Consider the following 22,447-nt stretch of genomic DNA (forward strand, 5'->3'; position numbering starts at 1 on the left):
CGGTAAATGTTAGATTACGAAGTATTGCGTTTTATCTGGTGGCTGTTGATTGGCATCTTGCTAATTGGCTTTGCCGTCACCGATGGTTTCGATATGGGCGTCGGCATGCTGTCACGCGTTATCGGCCGCACGGACACCGAACGCCGGGTCATGATTAACTCGATTGCACCGCACTGGGATGGAAACCAGGTGTGGCTGATCACCGCAGGTGGCGCGCTGTTTGCCGCCTGGCCGATGGTGTATGCCGCTGCCTTCTCCGGTTTCTATGTGGCGATGATTCTGGTGCTGGCGTCGCTGTTCTTCCGTCCGGTCGGTTTTGACTACCGCTCGAAGATTGAAGATATGCGCTGGCGCGGCATGTGGGACTGGGGCATTTTCATCGGCAGCTTTGTGCCGCCGTTAGTGATTGGGGTGGCGTTCGGTAACCTGCTGCAGGGCGTACCGTTCCATGCTGATGAATATCTGCGTCTGTTCTACACCGGCAATTTCTTCCAGCTGCTGAATCCGTTTGGCCTGCTGGCCGGTATTGTCAGCCTGACTATGATTCTGACGCAGGGCGCAACTTACCTGCAAATGCGTACCACCGGTGAAGTGCATCTGCGCGCGCGCATTGCGGCGCAAATCTCCGCGCTGGTCATGATGGTCGGCTTTGCAGTGGCAGGTATCTGGGTAATTTATGGTATTGACGGTTATGTCGTGACCTCAGCCCTCGACCATGCAGCACCATCCAATCCGCTGACGAAAGAGGTGGCGCGTGAAGCCGGCGCCTGGCTGGTTAACTTTAACCAGACACCGATTCTGTGGCTGATCCCGGCGCTTGGCGTGGCATTGCCGTTACTGACTATCCTCTGTTCCCGACTGGAGAAGGGCGCCTGGGCGTTTATCTTCTCTTCACTGACGGTGGCCTGTGTGATCCTGACGGCGGGCGTGGCGATGTTCCCGTTTATTATGCCGTCCAGCACCGTGCCCAACGTCAGCCTGACGATGTGGGATGCGACGTCCAGCTTGCTGACGCTGAAACTGATGACCTTCGTGGCGATAGTTTTCGTGCCAATTATCCTGGCGTACACCAGCTGGTGTTACTACAAAATGTTCGGTCGCATCACTAAAGAGCAGATCGAAAACAATAAACATTCTCTCTATTAATTAAGGAGCAGAACAATGTGGTATTTTGCCTGGATTCTCGGCACGCTGCTGGCCTGTTCATTTGGCATCATCACCGCGCTGGCGCTTGAGCACATCGAAGAGAGTGCTGAGGCGAAAGAGCAGAAGTGATGGCGAAGCTGATTGCACGCTTGTATGACGTGATGGATAAGAGCCCGTTACGGGCTCTTTCTCTGGTGCTGGCACTGTTGTTGGCGGGTTGCATGTTCTGGGAACCGTCACGCTTTGCCGCTAAAACCAGTCCACTTTACATCTGGCAGGGATTGCTGATGATGTGGGCAGTGTGTACCGGCGTTATTCACGGCGTTGGTTTTCGCCAGCGTCGCCTGCTCTGGCGTACACTGTTTTCACCGTTACTGGCACAGATTATCCTGGTGCTGGGGCTGGCTTTCTTCTTCCTGTAAGACTGATTTCAATGGCCGGGCGACTGACGGCCATTTAAAAAGTAGATAAATCTCTTTTTTTGTCAGGACTTGTCTAAGATTCATCCCGAAAATCCTTCCAGTTGTTTCCTGCAGATAATTATTTTCGTAACCCTCTGGCAATCCATTCCAAAGCCGATCGCTCTTGCGTATAGTAGCAACGTTTAAGAGCATTACCGGGATGTAGAGTGAGTACAACGCTGTTTAGATGGCCGGTTCGCGTCTATTACGAAGATACGGATGCCGGCGGCGTGGTTTACCATGCCAGCTATGTCGCTTTTTATGAACGAGCACGTACTGAAATGCTGCGCCAGCAACATTTCAACCAACAAGCACTGCTGGAACAGCAGCTTGCTTTTGTGGTGCGTCGAATCACAGTTGACTACCTTGCGCCAGCGCGCCTTGATGATTTGCTGGAAGTGCAAAGCGAGATAGTAGCCATGCGCAGGACAACTATGACATTCGCACAACGTATCGTTAATGCTGAAGGCAAGGTTCTGAACGAAGCGGAAGTTCTGATCGCCTGCATCAACCCACATCTAATGAAGCCGATAGCGCTTCCCAAGTCTATTGTCGCGGAGTTCAAGCAGTGGCTGACATGAACGTTCTTGATTTGTTCCTGAAGGCAAGCCTTCTGGTCAAACTTATCATGTTGATTTTGATTGGATTTTCTATTGCCTCATGGGCAATCATTATCCAGCGTACCCGTATACTCAACGCCGCAGGGCGTGATGCTGAGGCTTTTGAAGATAAATTTTGGTCCGGTATTGAACTGTCTCGTCTGTATCAGGAGAGCCAGGCACGTCGTGATGAGCTTGGCGGCTCTGAGCAAATTTTCTATGCCGGCTTTAAAGAGTTTGCGCGACTGCATCGTGCCAATAACCATGCGCCAGAAGCGGTGGTGGAAGGTGCCAGCCGTGCAATGCGTATTTCTATGAACCGTGAGCTGGAAACGCTGGAAAACCATATTCCGTTTCTTGGCACCGTCGGTTCCATCAGCCCGTATATCGGTCTGTTTGGTACTGTCTGGGGGATTATGCATGCCTTTATCGCGCTGGGCGCGGTGAAGCAGGCCACCTTGCAGATGGTTGCACCGGGTATTGCCGAAGCACTGATCGCTACCGCAATCGGCCTGTTTGCCGCAATTCCGGCGGTTATGGCCTTCAACCGCCTGACCCTGCGGGTCAACAAGCTTGAGCAGAACTACGACAACTTTATGGAAGAGTTCACGGCTATCCTGCATCGTCAGGCGTTCTCCAGCGAGAACAGCAAGTAATCGGAGGTTACCCATGGCCAGAACGCGTGGTCGCGGTCGCCGCGATCTCAAGTCCGAGATCAACATTGTTCCGCTGCTCGACGTGTTACTGGTGCTGCTGCTGATTTTTATGGCTACAGCACCGATCATTACTCAAAGCGTGGAAGTTGATCTGCCGGATGCGACAGATTCAAAAACGGTCTCCAGTGATGATAATCCACCGGTGATCGTTGAAGTGTCAGGTGTCGGTCAGTACAGCCTGGTGGTGGATCACGATCGTATGGAGCAGCTGCCTTCCGAGCAGGTGGTGGCTGAAGCGCAGCGTCGACTTCAGGAGAACCCGAAAACGGTGTTCCTGATTGGCGGCGCAAAAGACGTGCCTTATGACGAAATCATCAAAGCGCTGAATCTGCTGCACCAGGCGGGCGTGAAGTCCGTCGGATTAATGACGCAGCCGATCTAATTCATTCGAACCGTTTTTTGGGAACCGAGAGTGTCGAAGGCAACCGAGCAGAACGATAAGTTAAAACGCGCCATTATCATCTCAGTGATACTGCATATCATTCTGATTGCATTGCTGATCTGGAGCTCGTTTGACGAAAAAATCGACGCCAGCGCTGGCGGTGGCGGGAGCGATATAGATGCCGTGATGGTCGATTCTGGCGCGATGGTTGAACAGTATAATCGTCAGCAGAATCAACAAAATGACAGCAAGCGGGCTGAGCAGCAGCGTAAAAAACAGGCTGAACAGCAGGCAGAGGAGCTTCAGCAGAAGCAGGCTGCGGAACAACAGCGGTTGAAAGAGCTGGAGAAAGAGCGTTTGCAGGCTCAGGAAGAAGCGAAACAGCAGGCTAAGGATCAGGCCGAGCAGCAGAAACAAGCGCAGGCAGCCGCTAAAGAAGCGCAGGAGCAGCAGAAACAGGCGGAAGCGGCAGCAGCGAAGGCGAAAGCCGATGCTAAAGTGGAAGCGGATGCTCAGGCCAAAGCCGCTGCTGAGGCGAAGAAGAAGGCTGACGAAGAAGTGAAGAAAGCGGCTGCTGATGCGAAGAAAAAAGCGGAAGAGCAGGCGAAAGAGGCCGCGGCAAAAGAGGCTGCGGCAGAAGCGGCTAAAGTGAAGGCGGCGGAAGACGCGAAAGCGAAAGCCGATGCTAAAGCGAAGGCAGCAGCCGATGCGAAAGCCAAAGCGGCAGCAGATGCTAAAGAGGCGCAGGAGAAAGCGGCTCAGGAAGCGAAAGAGAAAGCGGCTGAAGCAGCTAAAGAGAAAGCCGCTGCTGACGCGAAGAAAAAAGCGGATGCTGCGGCGAAAGCCAAAGCGGCTGCCGATGCGAAGAAGAAGGCGGCTGCTGATGCTGCGGCGTCCAGTGACGTCGACGATCTTCTTGGCGGGCTGACTTCCGGTAAGAATGCCCCGAAAGAAGGTAAAAGCGGGGCGGCAGGGCAGGGAAATCAGAAAACAGCCGGTGCGTCAGGTGCTGAGATTAATGGATATTTAGGCCAGATCGTCGGCGCGATTCAAAGCAAGTTCTATGATGCAGATTTATACCGTGGCAAAAGCTGTGATTTACGCATTAAACTGGCACCGGATGGTTTGTTGATAGATGTGAAAGCGGAAGGTGGCGACCCGGCACTTTGTCGTGCAGCGATTGCAGCAGCCAGACAGGCCCGCATTCCTAAGCCACCAAGCCAGGCAGTGTATGAAGTGTTTAAAAATGCACCGATGACTTTTAAACCTCAGTAACGCAGTAACATTCGGCATGTTGAACTATGTTAAACATGCCGTACTCTAAATTGCTTTGCATTAATGGTTCGTTGAAACACTGCTAATTATCGAGAACTACGCGTTCAGATAAGGGAGAAATGATGAAGCAGGCACTTCGTGTAGCGTTAAGCTTTTTACTTCTGTGGGCAGCCGTGCTGCATGCTGAAGTCCGTATTGAGATTACCCAGGGTGTTAACTCCGCGCGTCCTATCGGCGTTGTGCCGTTTAAATGGGAAGGCCCGGGTGCGGCACCAGAAGATATTGGCGGTATTGTCGCTGCCGATTTGCGCAACAGTGGTAAATTTAACCCACTGGATCGCGCGCGTTTACCACAGCAGCCGACTTCACCATCTGAAGTTCAGCCTGCCGCGTGGAGCGCACTGGGCATTGACGCTGTTGTGGTCGGTCAGGTACAGCCTGGCGCCGATGGCAGCTACACGGTCTCTTATCAACTGGTCGATACTGCCGGTTCTCCGGGTACTGTACTGGCACAGAACTCATTCAAGGTGACTAAGCAGTGGCTGCGTTTTGCTGCCCATACTGCCAGTGATGAAGCGTTTGAGAAGCTGACCGGGATTAAGGGCGCGTTCCGTACCCGTATCGCTTACGTGGTCACCACCAACGGCGGTCAGTTCCCGTATGAGCTGCGTGTCTCTGACTACGATGGCTACAATCAGGCCGTGGTTCACCGTTCTCCACAGCCGCTGATGTCACCGTCATGGTCACCGGATGCCAGCAAACTGGCTTACGTGACGTTTGAAAGCGGTCGTTCAGCGCTGGTGGTGCAGACACTGGCAACCGGAGCAACGAAACAAATTGCTTCGTTCCCGCGTCACAACGGTGCGCCAGCGTTCTCACCGGACGGCAGCAAGCTGGCATTCGCGCTGTCTAAAAGCGGTAGCCTGAATATTTATGTCACCGACCTTGCTTCTGGTCAGATGCGTCAGATAACCGATGGTCGCAGCAACAATACTGAGCCGACCTGGTTCCCGGATAGCCAGAACCTGGCCTATACCTCGGATCAGGCAGGTCGCCCTCAGATTTATAAAGTAAATATTAACGGCGGCGCGCCACAGCGTCTGACCTGGGAAGGTTCTCAGAATCAGAACTCTGATGTCAGCTCCGACGGTAAATCTTTGGTGATGGTAAGCACCAATGGCGGTGCGCAGCATATCGCCAGACAAGATCTGGAAACGGGAGCCGTTCAAACATTAACGGACACGTTCCTGGATGAGACGCCAAGTCTCGCACCTAACGGCACGATGGTGATCTACAGCTCTACTCAGGGTATGGGTTCCGTGTTGCAGTTGGTTTCGACCGATGGGCGTTTCAAAGCGCGTCTTCCGGCAACTGATGGACAGGTCAAATCTCCTGCCTGGTCGCCGTATCTGTGATGCATGTGTAAATGTGTATAGCAAACAATAATAGGATTTTAGAAATGCAACTGAACAAAGTGCTGAAGGGTTTACTGCTGGCACTGCCAGTGATTGCTGTGGCTGCATGTAGCTCACATAAAAACAACAACAACGATCAGACCGGTATGGGTGCTGATGGTAATGGTTCTAACAGCGGCATGAACAACGGTAACATGTCTTCTGAAGAACAAGCACGTCTGCAGATGCAAGAACTGCAGAGAAACAACATTGTCTACTTCGGTCTGGACAAATACGACATCGGTTCTGACTTCTCTCAGATGCTGGATGCACACGCAGCATTCCTGCGTAGCAACCCGTCTTATAAAGTCACCGTTGAAGGCCATGCGGATGAGCGCGGTACTCCTGAGTACAACATTTCCCTGGGCGAGCGTCGTGCTAACTCGGTGAAAATGTACCTGCAGGGTAAAGGCGTTTCTGCTGACCAGATCTCTATCGTTTCTTACGGTAAAGAAAAACCAGCTGTACTGGGTCATGACGAAGCGGCTTATGCCAAAAACCGTCGTGCCGTACTGGTATACTAAGAGAATCACATGATTAGTAGCTTCAGAACTCACCTGTTGAGTCTGTCGTTACTGATTGGCGTAGCGGCCCCCTGGGCCGCTAATGCCCAGGCGTCAATCAGTAGCGTTGGCTCTGGCTCGGTAGAAGACCGTGTCACTACACTTGAGCGTATTTCTAATGCTCAGGGGCAACTCCTTCAACAACTTCAGCAGCAGCTAAATGATAATCAGCGCGATATCGACTCATTGCGTGGTCAGATTCAGGAAAGTACTTACCAACTGAATCAGGTTGTTGAGCGGCAGAAACAGATCTATCAACAAATCGACAGTATCAGCAGCAACGGTGGCGCACAGGCCGCGTCAGGTGGCGATGCAGCTTCTGCTGGTGCGGGTGCTGCGGCAGCGGCTACCGGGGCGTCTACAGGCGGCGACAGCAGCACTGCTGCCCCAACGCAGAGCGGTGATGCCAACACGGATTACAATGCTGCGGTATCGCTGGTGCTGGAGAAGAAGCAATACGATCAAGCGATTGCGGCTTTTCAGGCATTCATTAAGAAATACCCGGACTCTACTTACCAGCCGAATGCCAATTACTGGCTCGGTCAGTTGAATTACAACAAAGGTAAGAAAGACGACGCTGCTTATTATTTCGCTACTGTTGTCAAAAATTACCCTAAATCACCGAAAAGCTCGGAAGCGCTGTATAAGGTGGGGGTGATCATGCAGGACAAAGGTGACAATGCGAAAGCCAAAGCGGTTTATCAGCAGGTCATCAAACAGTATCCAAATACTGAATCAGCAAAGCAGGCGCAAAAACGCGCTGCGAGCCTGTAATCGTCGCGGTTTGACCAGATATCGAGTGATTTCTGGTCTTGCCGCACGAAAGGCAAGCAGTTGAACCACTTATTGGAAAATAGTGGTTGCGCTGAAAATTCAAATCAGTAATATATGCCGCCGTTGACAGGGCATAAGTGAAAGCGCGCTGACAGCATAAAAGTGGGTCGTTAGCTCAGTTGGTAGAGCAGTTGACTTTTAATCAATTGGTCGCAGGTTCGAATCCTGCACGACCCACCAATTTTAAAGTTGTACCCGGTGTCAAATCGGAAAGGATGAGAACCGTAAAGGTTCGGGTCGAGCGAAAGCGAGACAACGTTGCCTCCGGCAACGGCCCGAAGGGCGAGGCCACAGGCCGAGTCATCCTGCACGACCCACCACTTCGAAGAGTAAAGTTTAAACCGCACTGCGGGTCGTTAGCTCAGTTGGTAGAGCAGTTGACTTTTAATCAATTGGTCGCAGGTTCGAATCCTGCACGACCCACCAATTTTAAAGTTGTACCCGGTGTCAAATCGGAAAGGATGAGAACCGTAAAGGTTCGGGTCGAGCGAAAGCGAGACAACGTTGCCTCCGGCAACGGCCCGAAGGGCGAGGCCACAGGCCGAGTCATCCTGCATGACCCACCACTTCGAAGAGTAAAAGTTTAAACCGCACAGCGGGTCGTTAGCTCAGTTGGTAGAGCAGTTGACTTTTAATCAATTGGTCGCAGGTTCGAATCCTGCACGACCCACCAATTTAAAAGTTGTACCCGGTGTCAAATCGGAAAGGATGAGAACCGTAAAGGTTCGGGTCGAGCGAAAGCGAGACAACGTTGCCTCCGGCAACGGCCTGAAGGGCGAGGCCACAGGCCGAGTCATCCTGCACGACCCACCACTTCGAAGAGTAATAGTTTAAACCGCACAGCGGGTCGTTAGCTCAGTTGGTAGAGCAGTTGACTTTTAATCAATTGGTCGCAGGTTCGAATCCTGCACGACCCACCAAATTCAGGAAAAAGCACCCAATGGGTGCTTTTTTCGTTTCTGATGCCATTGTAGTGGCGGTGATGTTTTCATTGCCGGTTCCCTGGGTGGCATGAGAAAGGGAGTTGCAAACGCCCCCACTCAAATATCCCATTAAATCGCCGGAATTATTTCTCGCCGGTCAGCGTCCAACCTGAACCGTATTGATTCTACTTCAGAACGGATAATGATATTCCACAGCAGAAGTTAGGTACGCGGATGACCGGCCAGTCGGCGATAACTGTCATCAGATGCCGCATATAGCTCTCAAAATCTACGCCATTCAGTTTGCTGTACATCAGCGCAACGCGATCGCCGCCGTGATCTGAGCCGAAGAATAGCCAGTTTTTCCGCGCCAGGCTCACCATCTGCAGAGCGTTTTCTGCGATATTGTTGTCTGGCTCTGCCCAGCCGTCCCCGCTTTAATACGCCAGCGCCTCCTCCACCGGGGCCATCAGGCAGCAGCAGGCGCTCATCCAGCCCGGCAGCACTCGCGCCCGCACCGTGCTGATAACCCGGAAGGTACTGCGCATCAGCTCAAGCTGCTATCAGGGTGATAGTCTGCTACAGGGAGTCCAGTTGCTTCTGAATCGCCGCGAGCTGCGAATTTTCCGCCGAAATATCACCTTTTGACGGTCCCTTTCTGTGCCGCCGCGGTGTCGCACTCGTATTGAGATCACCGTTGATCCGTATCAGTTCACTGGTTTCAAACTCACCGTGTTGATCCTTGCCTGTCCGGTAGCTGATTTCGGTTATGTCATGCGTGGTGTATGATGGGGAGATAACCACCATAAAAACAGGGGCATGGTTTCCGGTCAGCCGGTCAGCCTCTCCTGACAGGAAAAGGAACTGACTCATCATGAGCAACGCGAAGGGATGCAAATTCTGCCGGCGCTACGGTTTACCCGTCTTGCCTGTTCGTCCGGCAGTCATGGAAAAAGGCGACAGGCTGCCGACGCTGCCTGGCAGCATCACTGTGCCGGTGGCGGCGGAAGGCGAGGCCGACTACACCGCCCGGCTGATGCGGCAGGGCTATCTGTATATCCTGGCGGAACGCTCACAGCGCTGGATGAACTATTACGCCACCGGCGACGGTTATTTTTACCCGCTGCCGGAAGACGGCAGCGTACCGCCGCGCGTGGAAAGCGGGGAGATGAAACCCTGTATTACCCAGCCGGCAGAGCTGGCCACCGCGTCGCTGGTGACGCTGCCGGTAAAACCGCCGGGTATGCTGAACGGGGTGTACTGGTTTGCCTGGTCAGAAGAGCAGTGGACGCCTGCAGTGCGCCGGCAGCATGAGGAGGCGACTTTCCGCCGCCGGTACATGCAGCCATTTGATATGGATGCGTGGCTTGCCAGGCACAGCGGACAGCAGGCGCTGCCGTTCAGCCAGCTCAGCAGCGTGGCGGAGTACAGCCCGGGGCTGAGCCGCAGCACCCTTAAACACTGGACACCGTCACCCCTCAGGGCCGTTAGCCGGCATTCAGCAACCGACCTGCAGCAGGCCGCCGAGAGCCTGAGCGCCGGCAACGGCGCGATTCTGGTGCTTTCCGATCCGGTCGGGGTGGCGACGGAGATTTCGGCGCTGGCGCGCTACCGGATGCAGCAGGCCATTGCCACTAACCCGGCGCTGAGCCGGGGTATTGCGCTGCAGACGATGCTCGGCAGCGTTGAGCTGGCGATGCGCAATCATTTTTATCTGTCTGCAGAGACCGGCGACGCGCATTTTGAGCAGCAGATGCGCTACGGCTGGGACAGCCCGGCGGGACCGCATTTTCCGGCCCCGGCCGTGGCCGACAGGATGCACGCGCTGAACGATGTCAGCCGGGATGACCGGGTGGACGAGGCGTGGCAGAGCGGTTACGAAAAATACATCGACCGGACGCAGGAGCAGGCGTTCAGCCAGACCCTGGAAGACTGGCTGACAGCGTACGACAATAGTTCAGTCATTCCCGTTACCCGGATGTACCTGGCCTGGCTGCAGGGGCCGGCGATGGCCGATTACTTTGTGCAGCATTTTGACCCGACCTGTGCGCACAGCGGCGGGCGCTATATCCAGACGGTGGCGAAAGTGCTGGCGGGGATGAGTGACAAAGGTGGGGTAATCACCCACATCGACCAGCAGCTGAATCAGGCCGCGCTGACCCCGGAAAACTTCCTGCAGCGGGCGGCATTCTTTAATCATGACGGGTGGATAGCGCAGGTAGATGCACAACTGAAAACCGGCGGGCCGGACTGGTGGCTGGGGATGAGCTGGGATCGCCTGGCAGACGGGGCCAAGGGATACAGCGGCAACTATGCCGGTGCCATTCTGACGGGGCTGGAAAAGCTCAGCCTGCTGTGGTCTGAGGCGATGATGAAATCGGTGGACCTGATGGTGAAGGGTACGCCGGTGCGCTTTGCCATCGGGATGCTGGCGATGCAGGGCAAGGCGTTCTCGGCGGTCAGCGTGATGCCGGGGACGAAAAACTTTGTCGGGGCCATGACCCGGGGAATGGCCGGGATGCTGGAGATGAGCGGAAAAAGCGGCGGCCAGCTGTATACCGCGATGCGTAAGCTGGCTGAGCGGCTGGTGAAAGAATTGCCGGAGAGCGCGGGTGGGCAGATACAGCTGCCGCGCATCCTGGATGTGGCGGCGGCGAAAGCGCTGGCAGCCCTGCCGGTTAAAGAACGGCTGGCGAAGCTCAGTACGGTGATGCTCACGGAGGATGAACTGGCGCGGATGCTGTTCCCGACTTCACTGAATGCATCGGTGGCGAAGCTGAGTGGGATGAAACCCGGTACGCTGGCGACGGAGATGGCGGCGAAAGGCATGACGTTTGGCGGGACGGTGTTTTCGGCGTACTTCCAGTGGATGGTGCTGAGCTATGGTCTGAAAAATAGCGGCCTGCCGGTTGAAGGGAAGGCTGCGACGGTGTTCGGGGCCAATGCCGGCATGGCGGTGGCGTCAACGGCGGAGGCGCTGAAACTGGCGATGACGCCGCTGATGAGGCTGGAGCTGCCTTCGGTCATATCGCTGGTCAGGAACGGCGCGATGAGGGTTGTGGGGGCGGGTATCTGGGGCTGGACAGGGTATAGTGGCGGTGTAATTTATTCCGGTATTGAATTTTGGAATGGATTGTCTGATGCCTTCGAAGGAAAAGTCGGCACTGGCCTGGGGCATTTGATTAATTCCGCGGGGGTCGGGATGATGACCGTTGGTGGAGGCAGCAGAATATCTGTAGCGCTCCTCACCTCATTGTTTGGCGTATCGCGGGCCACTCTGGCCGGCTCTCAACTGGCGGCGTTTCTGCTGGGACCTGCGGGGATTTTTGTCGGGATGCTGCTGGCTCTGGGGGCGGGAGCCTGGCTGTTAATCCACAGCCGCAATAATATACAGAGCTGGCTGCTCAGCACGCAGTGGCGGCGGGTGCCGCCGGGCGAGAGTGATATTCCGGCTATTTATCCGGACGCCCGTATGGAAAAAGACGGCTATATGGCCCTCACCGCACAGGGGGCCGCACATGTTTAATCCCTTTAAACGATTCCCTGCCGACCCGTCAACGCGGTTTTACACCGGGTTTCTCCGGCTGAGTGATAAAGGCGTCTCTCGAGTTTATTCGCAGCAGACAGGCGACCCGGATGTGAAAGGGATTTATGGGTTCGACAGCGTGGTCCGGCTGAACTCGACTTATCTGGAGCTGGTTGACCGTTATTACAACTGGCGCGGTACGAAGACGTTGGCAGGGACCTTCTTTTTTTGCATGTTCTTTGGTTTGTTTTGTTACGGCACCATCGGAGCTGTGCTGGGATGGGGGGGATACAGTTTTGGCATCTGGTTTGCGGCTATTTTAACGTGGGTTATTACATTGCCGCTCTCTCTACTCACATACCGAATGATGACTTCTGAGGCGTTGTTAAGCACCTACTATCCGATCCGCTTTAACCGTAAAAACGGGATGGTGTATGTCTACCGATCCTGTGGGACGGTTTTGTCTGTGCCGTGGAGAGATATTCACTTTGTTCTGACCAGTGGAAAGGTATCCCCTACCACCACTGAATGGACCATTATCGGATGTGTTACGGAGGACGACGGAGATACGGTAGCGGAGGCGATCCCTCTTCCAGTCAATTTAAACTTGGATCCCGAAGACCTGACCATGTACTGGGAGTTTATCCGCTGCTATATGGAGGAGGGCGATGAGTACCTCCCGGACCTGGTGGACACCATTCCCTGGTGCCCGCCGGTGGAAAAACAGAAGGAAGGCTGGCTGTTCGGGCTGCTCTACCTCAGCAAGCAGTTGTTCGGGCGGCTCGGTCTGATTGTGAATGCGCTGCAGCTGCCCATTTTCTTCGTGATCAGCTTTCCGCGCTGGCTGGTGATGGCGACCAGTAAAATTCCGGCATGGCCGGCGGAGGTGGTTGCGGCCTGTCAGCCGGCTGCAGACGATCCGGTGAATAAGGGGGCGGAGAATAACCCGCCGCAGGTCTGGCGGCCGATGCTGGGGCTACAGGGTAAAACGCGCTATGCACAAAGCTTTGCCCGGGAGCGCGAGGCGATGGACCGGATTACCGCCCGCCTGAGAGCCAAATATGGTGGGCAGGAGAGCGCAGACTGAAAGGTTTCCCGGTCACGAACCGAAAAGGATCTCCTCGAGATCCTTTTTCTTTGTGCGTAATCTCCTGCTCTGTAAACGAAAAAAGCTGGCAGGTGATTTTTCCGATGGACAGAAAATCCGGGCAGATTTTCTAGCCGAGGTAACTGGGTGTACCAGGCCGCAATTACCAAAACTGCTTTTCCGGTGCAGCTGTACTCCAGCCACAACTTCAGGACCTCTTTAGTACTCCTTAGTTGCACACCCCTGTTACCAATGGCTGCTGCCACTGGCGCGTTGTCGTGCCTTACCGGGTTGGACTCAAGATGATAGTTACCGGAAAGGGCGCAGCAGTCGGACTGAACGATAGGGTCGTTCACCCGGCCGCTGTAAGCGTCACCTTCGCGCTCTGTCCCGCACCTGTCGCTGGATGCATCGCAGATGCCTTTGCGAGAAGGATTTTGTCCGTTTCTCTTTTCCGGAGGTCGTCAGTCCTTTGCCTCTCATCGTGTGCCTTCAGGTATCCAGTAAATTTCGCTTATGTCATGCGTGGTGTATGATGAGGAGATAACCACCATAAAAACAGGGGCATAGTTTCCGGTCAGCCGGTCAGCCGGTCAGCCGGTCAGCCTCTGCTGACAGGAAAAGGAACTGACTCATCATGAGCAACGCGAAGGGATGCCAATTCTGCCGGCGCTACGGTTTACCCGTCTTACCGGTTCGTCCGGCAGTCATGGAAAAAGGCGACAGGCTGCCGACGCCGCCAGGCAGCATCACTGTGGCGGTGGAAGGCGAGGCCGACTACGCCGCCCGGCTGATGCGGCAGGGCTATCTGTATATCCTGGCGGAACGCTCACAGCGCTGGATGAGCTATTACGCCACCGGCGACGGTTATTTTTATCCGCTGCCGGTGTCTGGATGATGACCGTTGGTGGAGGCAGCAGAATATCCGTTGCGCTCCTCACCTCATTGTTTGGCGTATCGCGGGCCACTCTGGCCGGCTTCCAACTGGCGGCGTTTCTGCTGGGACCAGCGGGGATTTTTGTCAGGATGCTGCTGGCTCTGGGGGCCGGAGCCTGGCTGTTAATCCACAGCCGCAATAATATACAGAGCTGGCTGCTCAGCACGCAGTGGCGGCGGGTGCCGCCGGGCGAGAGCGATATTCCGGCTATCTATCCGGATGCACGTATGGAAAAGGATGGCTATATGAGTCTGATCCCAAAGGGAGGCGCACATGTTTAATCCTTTTAAGCGGCTGCCTGGAGACCCGTCAAAACGGTTCAATGCGCCTTTTTTAAATCTGAGTGATAATAGTATATCCCGGATTTATTCGCAGCAGACAGGCGACCCGGATGTGAAAGGGATTTACGGGTTCGACAGCGTGGTGCGGCTGAACTCGACCTATCTGGAGCTGGTTGACCGTTCTTACAACTGGCGCGGAACGTGGACGCTGGCCGGGGCTTTCTTTTTTTGTCTGATATTTATAGGCACCTTTCTCTCATTGATAGTTCCTATGCTCTGGGAGGGCGGGTATCCGCTTCAGACTTGGATATATTTGATTGTGGTCTGGTGCTTAATATCACTTCCGCTCTCTTGGGTGACATATCGATTAATGACCTCTGAGATATTTTTCAGCACCTACTATCCGATCCGTTTTAACCGTAAAAACGGGATGATGTATGTGTATCAGTCAGGTGGAACGGTGCTGTCCGTTCCGTGGCGGGATATCCACTTTGTTCTGTGTTCAGCAAAAATGCCATTATCAACGCAGTGGACCATTGTGGGGTGTACTACGGAAGAAGACGGGGACACGGTAGCGGAAACTATTCCCCTTCCGATTGATTTGAGCCAGGGCCCTGAGGTCATACTCATGTACTGGGAGTTTATCCGCTGTTATATGGAAGAGGGGGATGAGTACCTCCCGGACCTGGTGGACACCATTCCCTGGTGCCCGCCGGTGGAAAAACAAAAGGAAGGCTGGCTGTTCGGTCTGCTCTACCTCAGCAAGCAGTTGTTCGGGCGGCTCGGTCTGATTGTGAATGCGCTGCAGCTGCCCATTTTCTTCGTGATCAGCTTTCCGCGCTGGCTGGTGATGGCGACCAGTAAAATTCCGGCATGGCCGGCGGAGGTGGTTGCGGCCTGTCAGCCGGCTGCAGACGATCCGGTGAATAAGGGGGCGGAGAATAACCCGCCGCAGGTCTGGCGGCCGATGCTGGGGCTTCAGGGGAAAGCTCGCTACGCGCAAAGCTTTGCCCGGGAGCGCGAGGCGATGGACCGGATTACCGCCCGCCTGAGAGCCAAATATGGTGGGCAGGAGAGCGCAGACTGACGGCATACCAGGTCACGAGCCGAAAAAGGATCTCCTCGAGATCCTTCTTCTTTGTGCGTAATCTCCTGCTCTGTAAACGAAAAAAACTGGCAGGTGATTTTTCCGATGGACAGAAAATCCAGGCAGATTTTCTAACCGAGGTAACTGGGTGTACAAGGCCGCAATTACCAAAACTGCTCTTCCGGTGCAGCTGTACTCCAGCCACAACTTCAGGACCTCTTTAGTACTCCTTAGTTGCACCCCCCTGTTACCAATGGCTGCTGCTACTGGCGCGTTGTCGTGCCTTACCGGGTTGGACTCAAGATGATAGTTACCGGAACGGGCGCAGCAGTCGGACTAAACGATGGGTTCGTTCACCCGGCCGCTGTAAGCGTCACCTTCGCGCTCTGTCCCGCACCTGTCGCTGGATGCACCGCAGGTGCCTTTGCGAAAAGAATTTTGTCCGTTTCTCTTTTCCGGAGGTCGTCAGTCCTTTGCCTCTCATCGTGTGCCTCAGGGACAGTCAGGTATTCAGTAAATTTCGCTTATGTCATGCGTGGTGTATGATGAGGAGATAACCACCATAAAAACAGGGGCATGGTTTCCGGTCAGCCGGTCAGCCTCTCCTGACAGGAAAAGGAACTGACTCATCATGAGCAACGCGAAGGGATGCCAATTCTGCCGGCGCTACGGTTTACCCGTCTTGCCTGTTCGTCCGGCAGTCATGGAAAAAGGCGACAGGCTGCCGACGCCGCCTGGCAGCATCACTGTGCCGGTGGCGGCGGAAGGCGAGGCCGACTACACCGCCCGGCTGATGCGGCAGGGCTATCTGTATATCCTGGCGGAACGCTCACAGCGCTGGATGAACTGTTACGCCACCGGCGACGGTTATTTTTATCCGCTGCCGGTGTCTGGATGATGACCGTTGGTGGAGGCAGCAGAATATCCGTTGCGCTCCTCACCTCATTGTTTGGCGTATCGCGGGCCACTCTGGCCGGCTTCCAACTGGCGGCGTTTCTGCTGGGACCTGCGGGGATATTTGTCGGGATGCTGCTGGTTTTGGGGGCGGGAGCCTGGCTGTTAAGCCATACCCGGAACGACATACAGAACTGGCTGCTTAGCACGCAGTGGCGGCGGGTGCCGCCGGGGGAGAGTGATATCCCGGCTATCTATCCGGATGCACGTATGGAAAAGGACGGCTATATGGCCCTGAACGCACAGGGAGCGGCACATGTTTAATCCTTTTAAGCGACTCCCTGTCGACCCATCCTCAGGGCGGTTCTATAAGGGGTTTCTTCGTCTGAGTGATAAAGGGGGGCAGTTTGGATATAAAGGCGTTTCCCGGATTTATTCGCAGGAAAAAGGCGACCCGAATGTGAAAGGTATTTCTGGGTTTGACAGCGTGGTCCGGCTGAACTCGACCTATCTGGAGCTGGTTGACCAGTCCTACAACTGGCGTGGAACGTGGACGCTGGCCGGGGTAATCTTTTTTTGTATGTTCTTTGGTTTGTTTTGCTACAGCTTCATTGGAGTGATGATGGGATGGGGGGGGTACAGTTTTGGTTTCTGGTTTGGAACCCTTTTAATCTGGGCTATCACATTGCCGCTCTCTCTACTCACATATCGAATGATGACCTCTGAGGTTTTTTTCAGTACCTACTATCCGATCCGATTTAACCGTAAAAATGGGATGGTGTATGTGTATCAGTCCGGTGGAACGGTGCTGTTTGTACCGTGGAGGGATATCCACTTTGTCCTGACTTCAGCAAAGATGGGGTCCTCAACACAATGGACCATTGTGGGGTGCACCACGGAAGAGGACGGGGACACGGTCGCGAAGGCGATTCCCCTCCCGATTGATTTGAGCCAGGGCCCTGAGGTCATCCTCATGTACTGGGAATTTATCCGCTGTTATATGGAAGAGGGGGATGAGTACCTCCCGGACCTGGTGGACACCATTCCCTGGTGCCCGCCGGTCGAAAAACAGAAGGAAGGCTGGCTGTTCGGGCTGCTCTATCTCAGTAAGCAGTTGTTCGGGCGGCTCGGTCTGATTGTGAATGCGCTGCAGTTGCCCATTTTCTTCGTGATTAGTTTTCCACGCTGGCTGGTTATGGCTACCTGTAACATTCCGGTGTGGCCGGCGGAGGTGGTTTCAGCCTGTCAGCCGGCAGAAAACGATCCGGTCAATATAGGGGCGGAGAATAACCCGCCGCAGGTCTGGCGGCCGATGCTGGGGCTGCAGGGGAAAACGCGCTATGCACAAAGTTTTGCCAGAGAGCGTGAGGCGATGGACCGGATCATCGCCCGGCTGAAAGTCAAATATGGCGGGCAGGAGAGCACAGACTGACGGTATACCGGGTCACGAACCGAAAAGGATCTCCTCGAGATCCTTTTTCTTTGTGCGTAATCTCCTGCTCTGTAAACGAAAAAAGCTGGCAGGTGATTTTTCCGATGGACAGAAAATCCGGGCAGATTTTCTAACCGAAGTAACTGGGTGTACCAGGCCGCAATTACCAAAACTGCTTTTCCGGTGCAGCTGTACTCCAGCCACAACTTCAGGACCTCTTTAGTACTCCTTAGTTGCACACCCCTGTTACCAATGGCTGCTGCCACTGGCGCGTTGTCGTGCCTTTCCGGGTTGAACTCAAGATGATAGTTACCGGAAAGGGCGCAGCAGTCGGACTGAACGATAGGGTCGTTCACCCGGCCGCTGTAAGCGTCACCTTCGCGCTCTGTCCCGCACCTGTCGCTGGATGCATCGCAGGTGCCTTTGCGAGAAGGATTTTGTCCGTTTCTCTTTTCCGGAGGTCGTCAGTCCTTTGCCTCTCATCGTGTGTCTCAGGGACAGTCAGGTATCGAGTAAATTTCGCTTATGTCATGCGTGGTGTATGATGAGAAGATAACCACCATAAAAACAGGGGCATAGTTTCCGGTCAGCCGGTCAGCCTCTGCTGACAGGAAAAGGAACTGACTCATCATGAGCAACGCGAAGGGATGCCAATTCTGCCGGCGCTACGGTTTATCCGTCTTACCGGTTCGTCCGGCAGTCATGGAAAAAGGCGACAGGCTGCCGACGCCGCCAGGCAGCATCACTGTGGCGGTGGAAGGCGAGGCCGACTACACCGCCCGGCTGATGCGGCAGGGCTATCTGTATATCCTGGCGGAACGCTCACAGCGCTGGATGAACTATTACGCCACCGGCGACGGTTATTTTTATCCGCTGCCGGAAGGCGGCAGCGTACCACCGCGCGTGGAAAGTGGGGAGATGAAATCCTGTATCACCCAGCCGGCAGAGCTGGCCACCGCGTCGCTGGTGACGCTGCCGGTGTCTGGATGATGACCGTTGGTGGAGGCAGCAGAATATCTGTAGCGCTCCTCACCTCATTGTTTGGCGTATCGCGGGCCACTCTGGCCGGCTCTCAACTGGCGGCGTTTCTGCTGGGACCCGCGGGGATTTTTGTCGGGATGCTGCTGGCTCTGGGGTCGGGAGCCTGGCTGTTAATTCACAGCCGCAATAATATACAGAACTGGCTTCTCAGCACGCAGTGGCGGCGGGTGCCGCCGGGTGAGAACGATATTCCGGCTATTTATCCGGACGCCCGCATGGAAAAAGAGGGCTATATGAGCCTGATCCCAAAGGGAGGCGCACATGTTTAATCCTTTTAAGCGGCTGCCTGGAGACCCGTCAAAACGGTTCAATGCGCCTTTTTTAAATCTGAGTGATAATAGCATATCCCGGATTTATTCGCAGCAGACAGGCGACCCGGATGTGAAAGGGATTTACGGGTTCGACAGCGTGGTGCGGCTGAACTCGACCTATCTGGAGCTGGTTGACCGTTATTACAACTGGCGCGGAACGTGGACGCTGGCCGGGGCTTTCTTTTTCTGCTGGTCATTTTTCGGTTTCTTTCTTTGGCAACTGATTACAATCCTGATGCAGGAAGGATCCGTTTTTTCTGACTGGCTTTTTTTTATATGTATGTGGAGTATTGCCCTTCTTATTTCTTGGGCAACATATCGATTAATGACCTCTGAGATATTTTTCAGCACCTACTATCCGATCCGTTTTAACCGTAAAAACGGGATGATGTATGTGTATCAGTCAGGTGGAACGGTACTGTCCGTTCCGTGGCGGGATATCCACTTTGTTCTGTGTTCAGCAAAAATGCCATTATCAACGCAGTGGACCATTGTGGGGTGTACTACGGAAGAAGACGGGGACACGGTAGCGGAAACTATTCCCCTTCCGATTGATTTGAGCCAGGGCCCTGAGGTCATACTCATGTACTGGGAATTTATCCGCTGTTATATGGAAGAGGGGGATGAGTACCTCCCGGACCTGGTGGACACCATTCCCTGGTGCCCGCCGGTCGAAAAACAGAAGGAAGGCTGGCTGTTCGGGCTGCTCTACCTCAGCAAGCAGTTGTTCGGGCGGCTCGGTCTGATTGTGAATGCGCTGCAGCTGCCCATTTTCTTCGTTATCAGCTTTCCGCGCTGGCTGGTGATGGCGACCAGTAAAATTCCGGCATGGCCGGCGGAAGTGGTTGCGGCCTGTCAGCCGGCTGCAGACGATCCGGTGAATAAGGGGGCGGAGAATAACCCGCCGCAGGTCTGGCGGCCGATGCTGGGGCTTCAGGGGAAAGCTCGCTACGCGCAAAGCTTTGCCCGGGAGCGCGAGGCGATGGACCGGATTACCGCCCGCCTGAGAGCCAAATATGGTGGGCAGGAGAGCGCAGACTGACGGCATACCAGGTCACGAGCCGAAAAAGGATCTCCTCGAGATCCTTTTTCTTTGTGCGTAATCTCCTGCTCTGTAAACGAAAAAAACTGGCAGGTGGTTTTTCCGATGGATAAAAAATTCAGGCAGATTTTCTAGCCGAGGTAACTGGGTGTACCAGGCCGCAATTACCAAAACTGCTCTTCCGGTGCAGCTGTACTCCAGCCACAACTTCAGGACCTCTTTAGTACTCCTTAGTTGCACACCCCTGTTACCAATGGCTGCTGCCACTGGCGCGTTGTCGTGCCTTTCCGGGTTGAACTCAAGATGATAGTTACCGGAACGGGCGCAGCAGTCGGACTAAACGATAGGGTCGTTCACCCGGCCGCTGTAAGCGTCACCTTCGCGCTCTGTCCCGCACCTGTCGCTGGATGCATCGCAGGTGCCTTTGCGAGAAGGATTTTGTCCGTTTCTCTTTTTCCGGGGGTCGTCAGTCCTTTGCCTCTCATCGTGTGCCTTCAGGTATCCAGTAAATTTCGCTTATGTCATGCGTGGTGTATGATGAGGAGATAACCACCATAAAAACAGGGGCATAGTTTCCGGTCAGCCGGTCAGCCTCTGCTGACAGGAAAAGGAACTGACTCATCATGAGCAACGCGAAGGGATGCCAATTCTGCCGGCGCTACGGTTTACCCGTCTTGCCTGTTCGTCCGGCAGTCATGGAAAAAGGCGACAGGCTGCCGACGCTGCCTGGCAGCATCACTGTGGCGGTGGAAGGCGAGGCCGACTACGCCGCCCGGCTAATGCGGCAGGGCTATCTGTATATCCTGGCGGAACGCTCACAGCGCTGGATGAACTATTACGCCACCGGCGACGGTTATTTTTATCCGCTGCCGGTGTCGGGATGATGACCGTTGGTGGAGGCAGCAGAATATCCGTTGCGCTCCTCACCTCATTGTTTGGCGTATCGCGGGCCACTCTGGCCGGCTCTCAACTGGCGGCGTTTCTGCTGGGACCTGCGGGGATTTTCGTCGGGATGCTGCTGATTCTGGGAGCCGGGGCCTGGCTGTTAAGCCATACCCGGAACGATATACAGAGCTGGCTGCTCAGCACGCAGTGGTGGCGGGTGCCGCCGGACGAGAGTGATATTCCGGCAATCTATCCGGATGCACGTGTGGAAAAGGATGGCTATATGGCCCTGAACGCACAGGGAGCGGCACATGTTTAATCCCTTTAAACGATTCCCTGCCGACCCGTCAACGCGGTTTTACACCGGGTTTATCCGGCTTAGTGATGAAAATGTTAGCCGGATATATTCTCACAAAGCAGGCGACCCGGATGTAAAAGGGATTTATGGGTTCGACAGCGTGGTCCGGCTGAACTCGACTTATCTGGAGCTGGTTGATCGTTATTACAACTGGCGCGGTACGAAGACGTTGGCAGGAGCTTTCTTTTTTTGCATGAGCTTTAGTTTGTTTTGCTACAGCTTCATTGCGGTGATGATGGGATGGGGGGGGTATAGTTTTGGCATCTGGTTTGGAACCGCTTTAATCTGGGCTGTCACATTGCCGTTCTCTCTACTCACATACCGAATGATGACTTCTGAGGCGTTGTTAAGCACCTACTATCCGATCCGCTTTAACCGTAAAAACGGGATGGTGTATGTCTACCGATTCTGTGGGACGGTTTTGTCTGTGCCGTGGAGAGATATTCACTTTGTTCTGACCAGTGGAAAGGTATCCCCTACCACCACTGAATGGACCATTATCGGATGTGTTACGGAGGACGACGGAGATACGGTAGCGGAGGCGATCCCTCTTCCAGTCAATTTAAACTTGGATCCCGAAGACCTGACCATGTACTGGGAGTTTATCCGCTGCTATATGGAGGAGGGCGATGAGTACCTCCCGGACCTGGTGGACACCATTCCCTGGTGCCCGCCGGTGGAAAAACAGAAGGAAGGCTGGCTGTTCGGTCTCCTCTACCTCAGCAAGCAGTTGTTCGGGCGGCTCGGTCTGATTGTGAATGCGCTGCAGCTGCCCATTTTCTTCGTGATCAGCTTTCCGCGCTGGCTGGTGATGGCGACCAGTAAAATCCCGGCATGGCCGGCGGAGGTGGTTGCGGCCTGTCAGCCGGCTGCAGACGATCCGGTAAATAAGGGGGCGGAGAATAACCCGCCGCAGGTCTGGCGGCCGATGCTGGGGCTACAGGGTAAAACGCGCTATGCACAAAGCTTTGCCCGGGAGCGCGGGGCGATGGACCGGATAGTTGCCCGCCTGAAAGCCAAATATGGTGGGCAGGAGAGCGCAGACTGAAAGGTTTTCCGGTCACGAACCGAAAAGGATCTCCTCGAGATCCTTTTTCTTTGTGCGTAATCTCCTGCTCTGTAAACGAAAAAAAACTGGCAGGTGGTTTTTCCGATGGACAGAAAATCCGGGCAGATTTTCTAACCGAGGTAACTGAGTGTACCAGGCCGCAAT

General features: G+C 54.6%; 25 protein-coding genes, 4 tRNA genes, 3 other RNA genes and 3 pseudogenes. 31 read left to right on the top strand and 4 right to left on the bottom strand.

Annotated elements, in window-relative coordinates; translation table 11 throughout:
- The first annotated feature begins 6 nt into the window (after window positions 1-6).
- The 17 genes from cydB (at window position 7) to RIN69_RS07225 (ending at window position 8,350) form a co-directional block, all read left to right on the top strand.
- Window positions 7-1,146 carry a cytochrome d ubiquinol oxidase subunit II gene (gene cydB / locus RIN69_RS07145; protein ID WP_313856486.1) on the top strand — a complete coding sequence of 380 codons (1,140 nt, stop codon included), beginning with the start codon at window positions 7-9 and terminating at the stop codon, window positions 1,144-1,146.
- A 15-nt stretch (window positions 1,147-1,161) separates the two neighbouring features.
- Window positions 1,162-1,275: a cytochrome bd-I oxidase subunit CydX gene (gene cydX, locus RIN69_RS07150; protein WP_313856488.1), complete on the top strand. Its 114-nt coding sequence runs from the start codon at window positions 1,162-1,164 to the stop codon at window positions 1,273-1,275.
- Window positions 1,275-1,568, top strand: coding sequence for a cyd operon protein YbgE (gene ybgE / locus RIN69_RS07155; protein ID WP_313856489.1), 294 nt, complete (start codon window positions 1,275-1,277; stop codon window positions 1,566-1,568). Before cydX ends, ybgE begins: the two co-directional genes overlap by 1 nt.
- 206 nt (window positions 1,569-1,774) lie before the next feature.
- Window positions 1,775-2,188 (top strand): tol-pal system-associated acyl-CoA thioesterase, encoded by a 414-nt coding sequence (ybgC, locus tag RIN69_RS07160; RefSeq protein ID WP_313856490.1) that lies wholly within the window; start codon window positions 1,775-1,777, stop codon window positions 2,186-2,188.
- A complete protein-coding gene (gene tolQ, locus RIN69_RS07165; protein ID WP_313856491.1) occupies window positions 2,185-2,862 on the top strand; it encodes a Tol-Pal system protein TolQ in 678 nt (225 codons plus the stop codon). Before ybgC ends, tolQ begins: the two co-directional genes overlap by 4 nt.
- A 13-nt stretch (window positions 2,863-2,875) precedes the next feature.
- Complete coding sequence (tolR, locus tag RIN69_RS07170) at window positions 2,876-3,304, top strand: colicin uptake protein TolR (RefSeq protein ID WP_052896869.1); 429 nt, start codon at window positions 2,876-2,878, stop codon at window positions 3,302-3,304.
- A 30-nt stretch (window positions 3,305-3,334) separates the two neighbouring features.
- Window positions 3,335-4,579, top strand: a complete 1,245-nt coding sequence (tolA, locus tag RIN69_RS07175) for a cell envelope integrity protein TolA (RefSeq protein WP_313856494.1) — start codon at window positions 3,335-3,337, stop codon at window positions 4,577-4,579.
- Between the two features lie 122 nt (window positions 4,580-4,701).
- Entirely contained in the window at window positions 4,702-5,994 is a 1,293-nt protein-coding gene (tolB, locus tag RIN69_RS07180; RefSeq protein WP_313857629.1) for a Tol-Pal system beta propeller repeat protein TolB, read from the top strand.
- 44 nt (window positions 5,995-6,038) lie between these two features.
- Entirely contained in the window at window positions 6,039-6,557 is a 519-nt protein-coding gene (pal, locus tag RIN69_RS07185) for a peptidoglycan-associated lipoprotein Pal (RefSeq protein WP_313856495.1), read from the top strand.
- 9 nt (window positions 6,558-6,566) lie between these two features.
- Window positions 6,567-7,370: a cell division protein CpoB gene (gene cpoB, locus RIN69_RS07190; RefSeq protein WP_313856496.1), complete on the top strand. Its 804-nt coding sequence runs from the start codon at window positions 6,567-6,569 to the stop codon at window positions 7,368-7,370.
- Window positions 7,371-7,534: 164 nt separating this feature from the next.
- Window positions 7,535-7,610 (top strand) — tRNA-Lys (locus tag RIN69_RS07195).
- 14 nt (window positions 7,611-7,624) lie between these two features.
- Window positions 7,625-7,750: non-coding RNA, RtT sRNA (locus RIN69_RS07200), on the top strand.
- Between the two features lie 30 nt (window positions 7,751-7,780).
- Window positions 7,781-7,856, top strand: a tRNA-Lys gene (locus tag RIN69_RS07205).
- 16 nt (window positions 7,857-7,872) lie between these two features.
- Window positions 7,873-7,996, top strand: a non-coding RNA gene (locus RIN69_RS07210) — RtT sRNA.
- A 31-nt stretch (window positions 7,997-8,027) separates the two neighbouring features.
- Window positions 8,028-8,103: transfer RNA gene (locus RIN69_RS07215), tRNA-Lys, on the top strand.
- Between the two features lie 14 nt (window positions 8,104-8,117).
- Window positions 8,118-8,243: non-coding RNA, RtT sRNA (locus RIN69_RS07220), on the top strand.
- 31 nt (window positions 8,244-8,274) lie between these two features.
- Window positions 8,275-8,350: transfer RNA gene (locus RIN69_RS07225), tRNA-Lys, on the top strand.
- A gap of 192 nt (window positions 8,351-8,542) precedes the next feature.
- Here RIN69_RS07225 and RIN69_RS07230 read toward each other — a convergent pair.
- Together RIN69_RS07230 and RIN69_RS07235 are read right to left on the bottom strand one after the other, a co-directional pair.
- A pseudogene (locus RIN69_RS07230) lies at window positions 8,543-8,784 on the bottom strand (IS66 family transposase); the annotation flags it as partial.
- A gap of 148 nt (window positions 8,785-8,932) precedes the next feature.
- A complete protein-coding gene (locus tag RIN69_RS07235; protein ID WP_313856497.1) occupies window positions 8,933-9,229 on the bottom strand; it encodes a hypothetical protein in 297 nt (98 codons plus the stop codon).
- On the opposite strand from RIN69_RS07235, the gene RIN69_RS07240 reads away from it, so the two are divergent.
- Window positions 9,228-11,879, top strand: a complete 2,652-nt coding sequence (locus RIN69_RS07240) for a T6SS effector BTH_I2691 family protein (RefSeq protein WP_313856498.1) — start codon at window positions 9,228-9,230, stop codon at window positions 11,877-11,879. The genes RIN69_RS07235 and RIN69_RS07240 overlap by 2 nt on opposite strands.
- Window positions 11,872-12,966, top strand: coding sequence for a DUF6708 domain-containing protein (locus RIN69_RS07245; RefSeq protein WP_313856499.1), 1,095 nt, complete (start codon window positions 11,872-11,874; stop codon window positions 12,964-12,966). The genes RIN69_RS07240 and RIN69_RS07245 overlap by 8 nt, the downstream gene beginning before the upstream one ends.
- Window positions 12,967-13,202: 236 nt before the next feature.
- Here the strand turns inward: RIN69_RS07245 and RIN69_RS23025 are convergent.
- Window positions 13,203-13,322, bottom strand: a pseudogene (locus RIN69_RS23025) (replication initiation protein); the annotation flags it as partial.
- Between the two features lie 281 nt (window positions 13,323-13,603).
- On the opposite strand from RIN69_RS23025, the gene RIN69_RS07255 reads away from it, so the two are divergent.
- The 3 genes from RIN69_RS07255 to RIN69_RS07265 are packed head-to-tail and all read left to right on the top strand — an operon-like array spanning window position 13,604 to window position 15,271.
- Complete coding sequence (locus RIN69_RS07255; protein WP_313856501.1) at window positions 13,604-13,864, top strand: toxin VasX; 261 nt, start codon at window positions 13,604-13,606, stop codon at window positions 13,862-13,864.
- Window positions 13,861-14,184 carry a hypothetical protein gene (locus tag RIN69_RS07260; RefSeq protein WP_313856502.1) on the top strand — a complete coding sequence of 108 codons (324 nt, stop codon included), beginning with the start codon at window positions 13,861-13,863 and terminating at the stop codon, window positions 14,182-14,184. Before RIN69_RS07255 ends, RIN69_RS07260 begins: the two co-directional genes overlap by 4 nt.
- Window positions 14,177-15,271: a DUF6708 domain-containing protein gene (locus tag RIN69_RS07265; protein ID WP_313856503.1), complete on the top strand. Its 1,095-nt coding sequence runs from the start codon at window positions 14,177-14,179 to the stop codon at window positions 15,269-15,271. Before RIN69_RS07260 ends, RIN69_RS07265 begins: the two co-directional genes overlap by 8 nt.
- A gap of 243 nt (window positions 15,272-15,514) precedes the next feature.
- Here RIN69_RS07265 and RIN69_RS07270 read toward each other — a convergent pair.
- Window positions 15,515-15,604: pseudogene (locus RIN69_RS07270) on the bottom strand (replication initiation protein); the annotation flags it as partial.
- 298 nt (window positions 15,605-15,902) lie between these two features.
- Here RIN69_RS07270 and RIN69_RS07275 point away from each other — a divergent pair.
- The 9 genes from RIN69_RS07275 (at window position 15,903) to RIN69_RS07320 (ending at window position 22,282) form a co-directional block, all read left to right on the top strand.
- Complete coding sequence (locus RIN69_RS07275) at window positions 15,903-16,169, top strand: toxin VasX (protein WP_313856505.1); 267 nt, start codon at window positions 15,903-15,905, stop codon at window positions 16,167-16,169.
- On the top strand, window positions 16,166-16,489 hold the full coding sequence (locus tag RIN69_RS07280; protein WP_313856506.1) for a hypothetical protein: 324 nt from the start codon (window positions 16,166-16,168) through the stop codon (window positions 16,487-16,489). Before RIN69_RS07275 ends, RIN69_RS07280 begins: the two co-directional genes overlap by 4 nt.
- The gene (locus RIN69_RS07285; protein WP_313856507.1) at window positions 16,482-17,597 is read left to right on the top strand and encodes a DUF6708 domain-containing protein; all 1,116 of its coding nucleotides are present in this window, start codon (window positions 16,482-16,484) and stop codon (window positions 17,595-17,597) included. Before RIN69_RS07280 ends, RIN69_RS07285 begins: the two co-directional genes overlap by 8 nt.
- 630 nt (window positions 17,598-18,227) lie before the next feature.
- The gene (locus RIN69_RS07295; protein WP_313856508.1) at window positions 18,228-18,587 is read left to right on the top strand and encodes a toxin VasX; all 360 of its coding nucleotides are present in this window, start codon (window positions 18,228-18,230) and stop codon (window positions 18,585-18,587) included.
- Window positions 18,584-18,907 carry a hypothetical protein gene (locus RIN69_RS07300; protein ID WP_313856509.1) on the top strand — a complete coding sequence of 108 codons (324 nt, stop codon included), beginning with the start codon at window positions 18,584-18,586 and terminating at the stop codon, window positions 18,905-18,907. The genes RIN69_RS07295 and RIN69_RS07300 overlap by 4 nt, the downstream gene beginning before the upstream one ends.
- Window positions 18,900-19,991, top strand: coding sequence for a DUF6708 domain-containing protein (locus RIN69_RS07305; protein ID WP_313856510.1), 1,092 nt, complete (start codon window positions 18,900-18,902; stop codon window positions 19,989-19,991). Before RIN69_RS07300 ends, RIN69_RS07305 begins: the two co-directional genes overlap by 8 nt.
- A 623-nt stretch (window positions 19,992-20,614) precedes the next feature.
- On the top strand, window positions 20,615-20,875 hold the full coding sequence (locus RIN69_RS07310) for a toxin VasX (RefSeq protein WP_313856512.1): 261 nt from the start codon (window positions 20,615-20,617) through the stop codon (window positions 20,873-20,875).
- Entirely contained in the window at window positions 20,872-21,195 is a 324-nt protein-coding gene (locus RIN69_RS07315; RefSeq protein WP_313856514.1) for a hypothetical protein, read from the top strand. Before RIN69_RS07310 ends, RIN69_RS07315 begins: the two co-directional genes overlap by 4 nt.
- On the top strand, window positions 21,188-22,282 hold the full coding sequence (locus tag RIN69_RS07320) for a DUF6708 domain-containing protein (RefSeq protein WP_313856517.1): 1,095 nt from the start codon (window positions 21,188-21,190) through the stop codon (window positions 22,280-22,282). The genes RIN69_RS07315 and RIN69_RS07320 overlap by 8 nt, the downstream gene beginning before the upstream one ends.
- The last annotated feature ends 165 nt before the right edge of the window (window positions 22,283-22,447 follow it).

Source organism: Winslowiella toletana (genome assembly GCF_032164335.1).
Classification (GTDB): Bacteria; Pseudomonadota; Gammaproteobacteria; order Enterobacterales; family Enterobacteriaceae; genus Erwinia; species Erwinia toletana_A.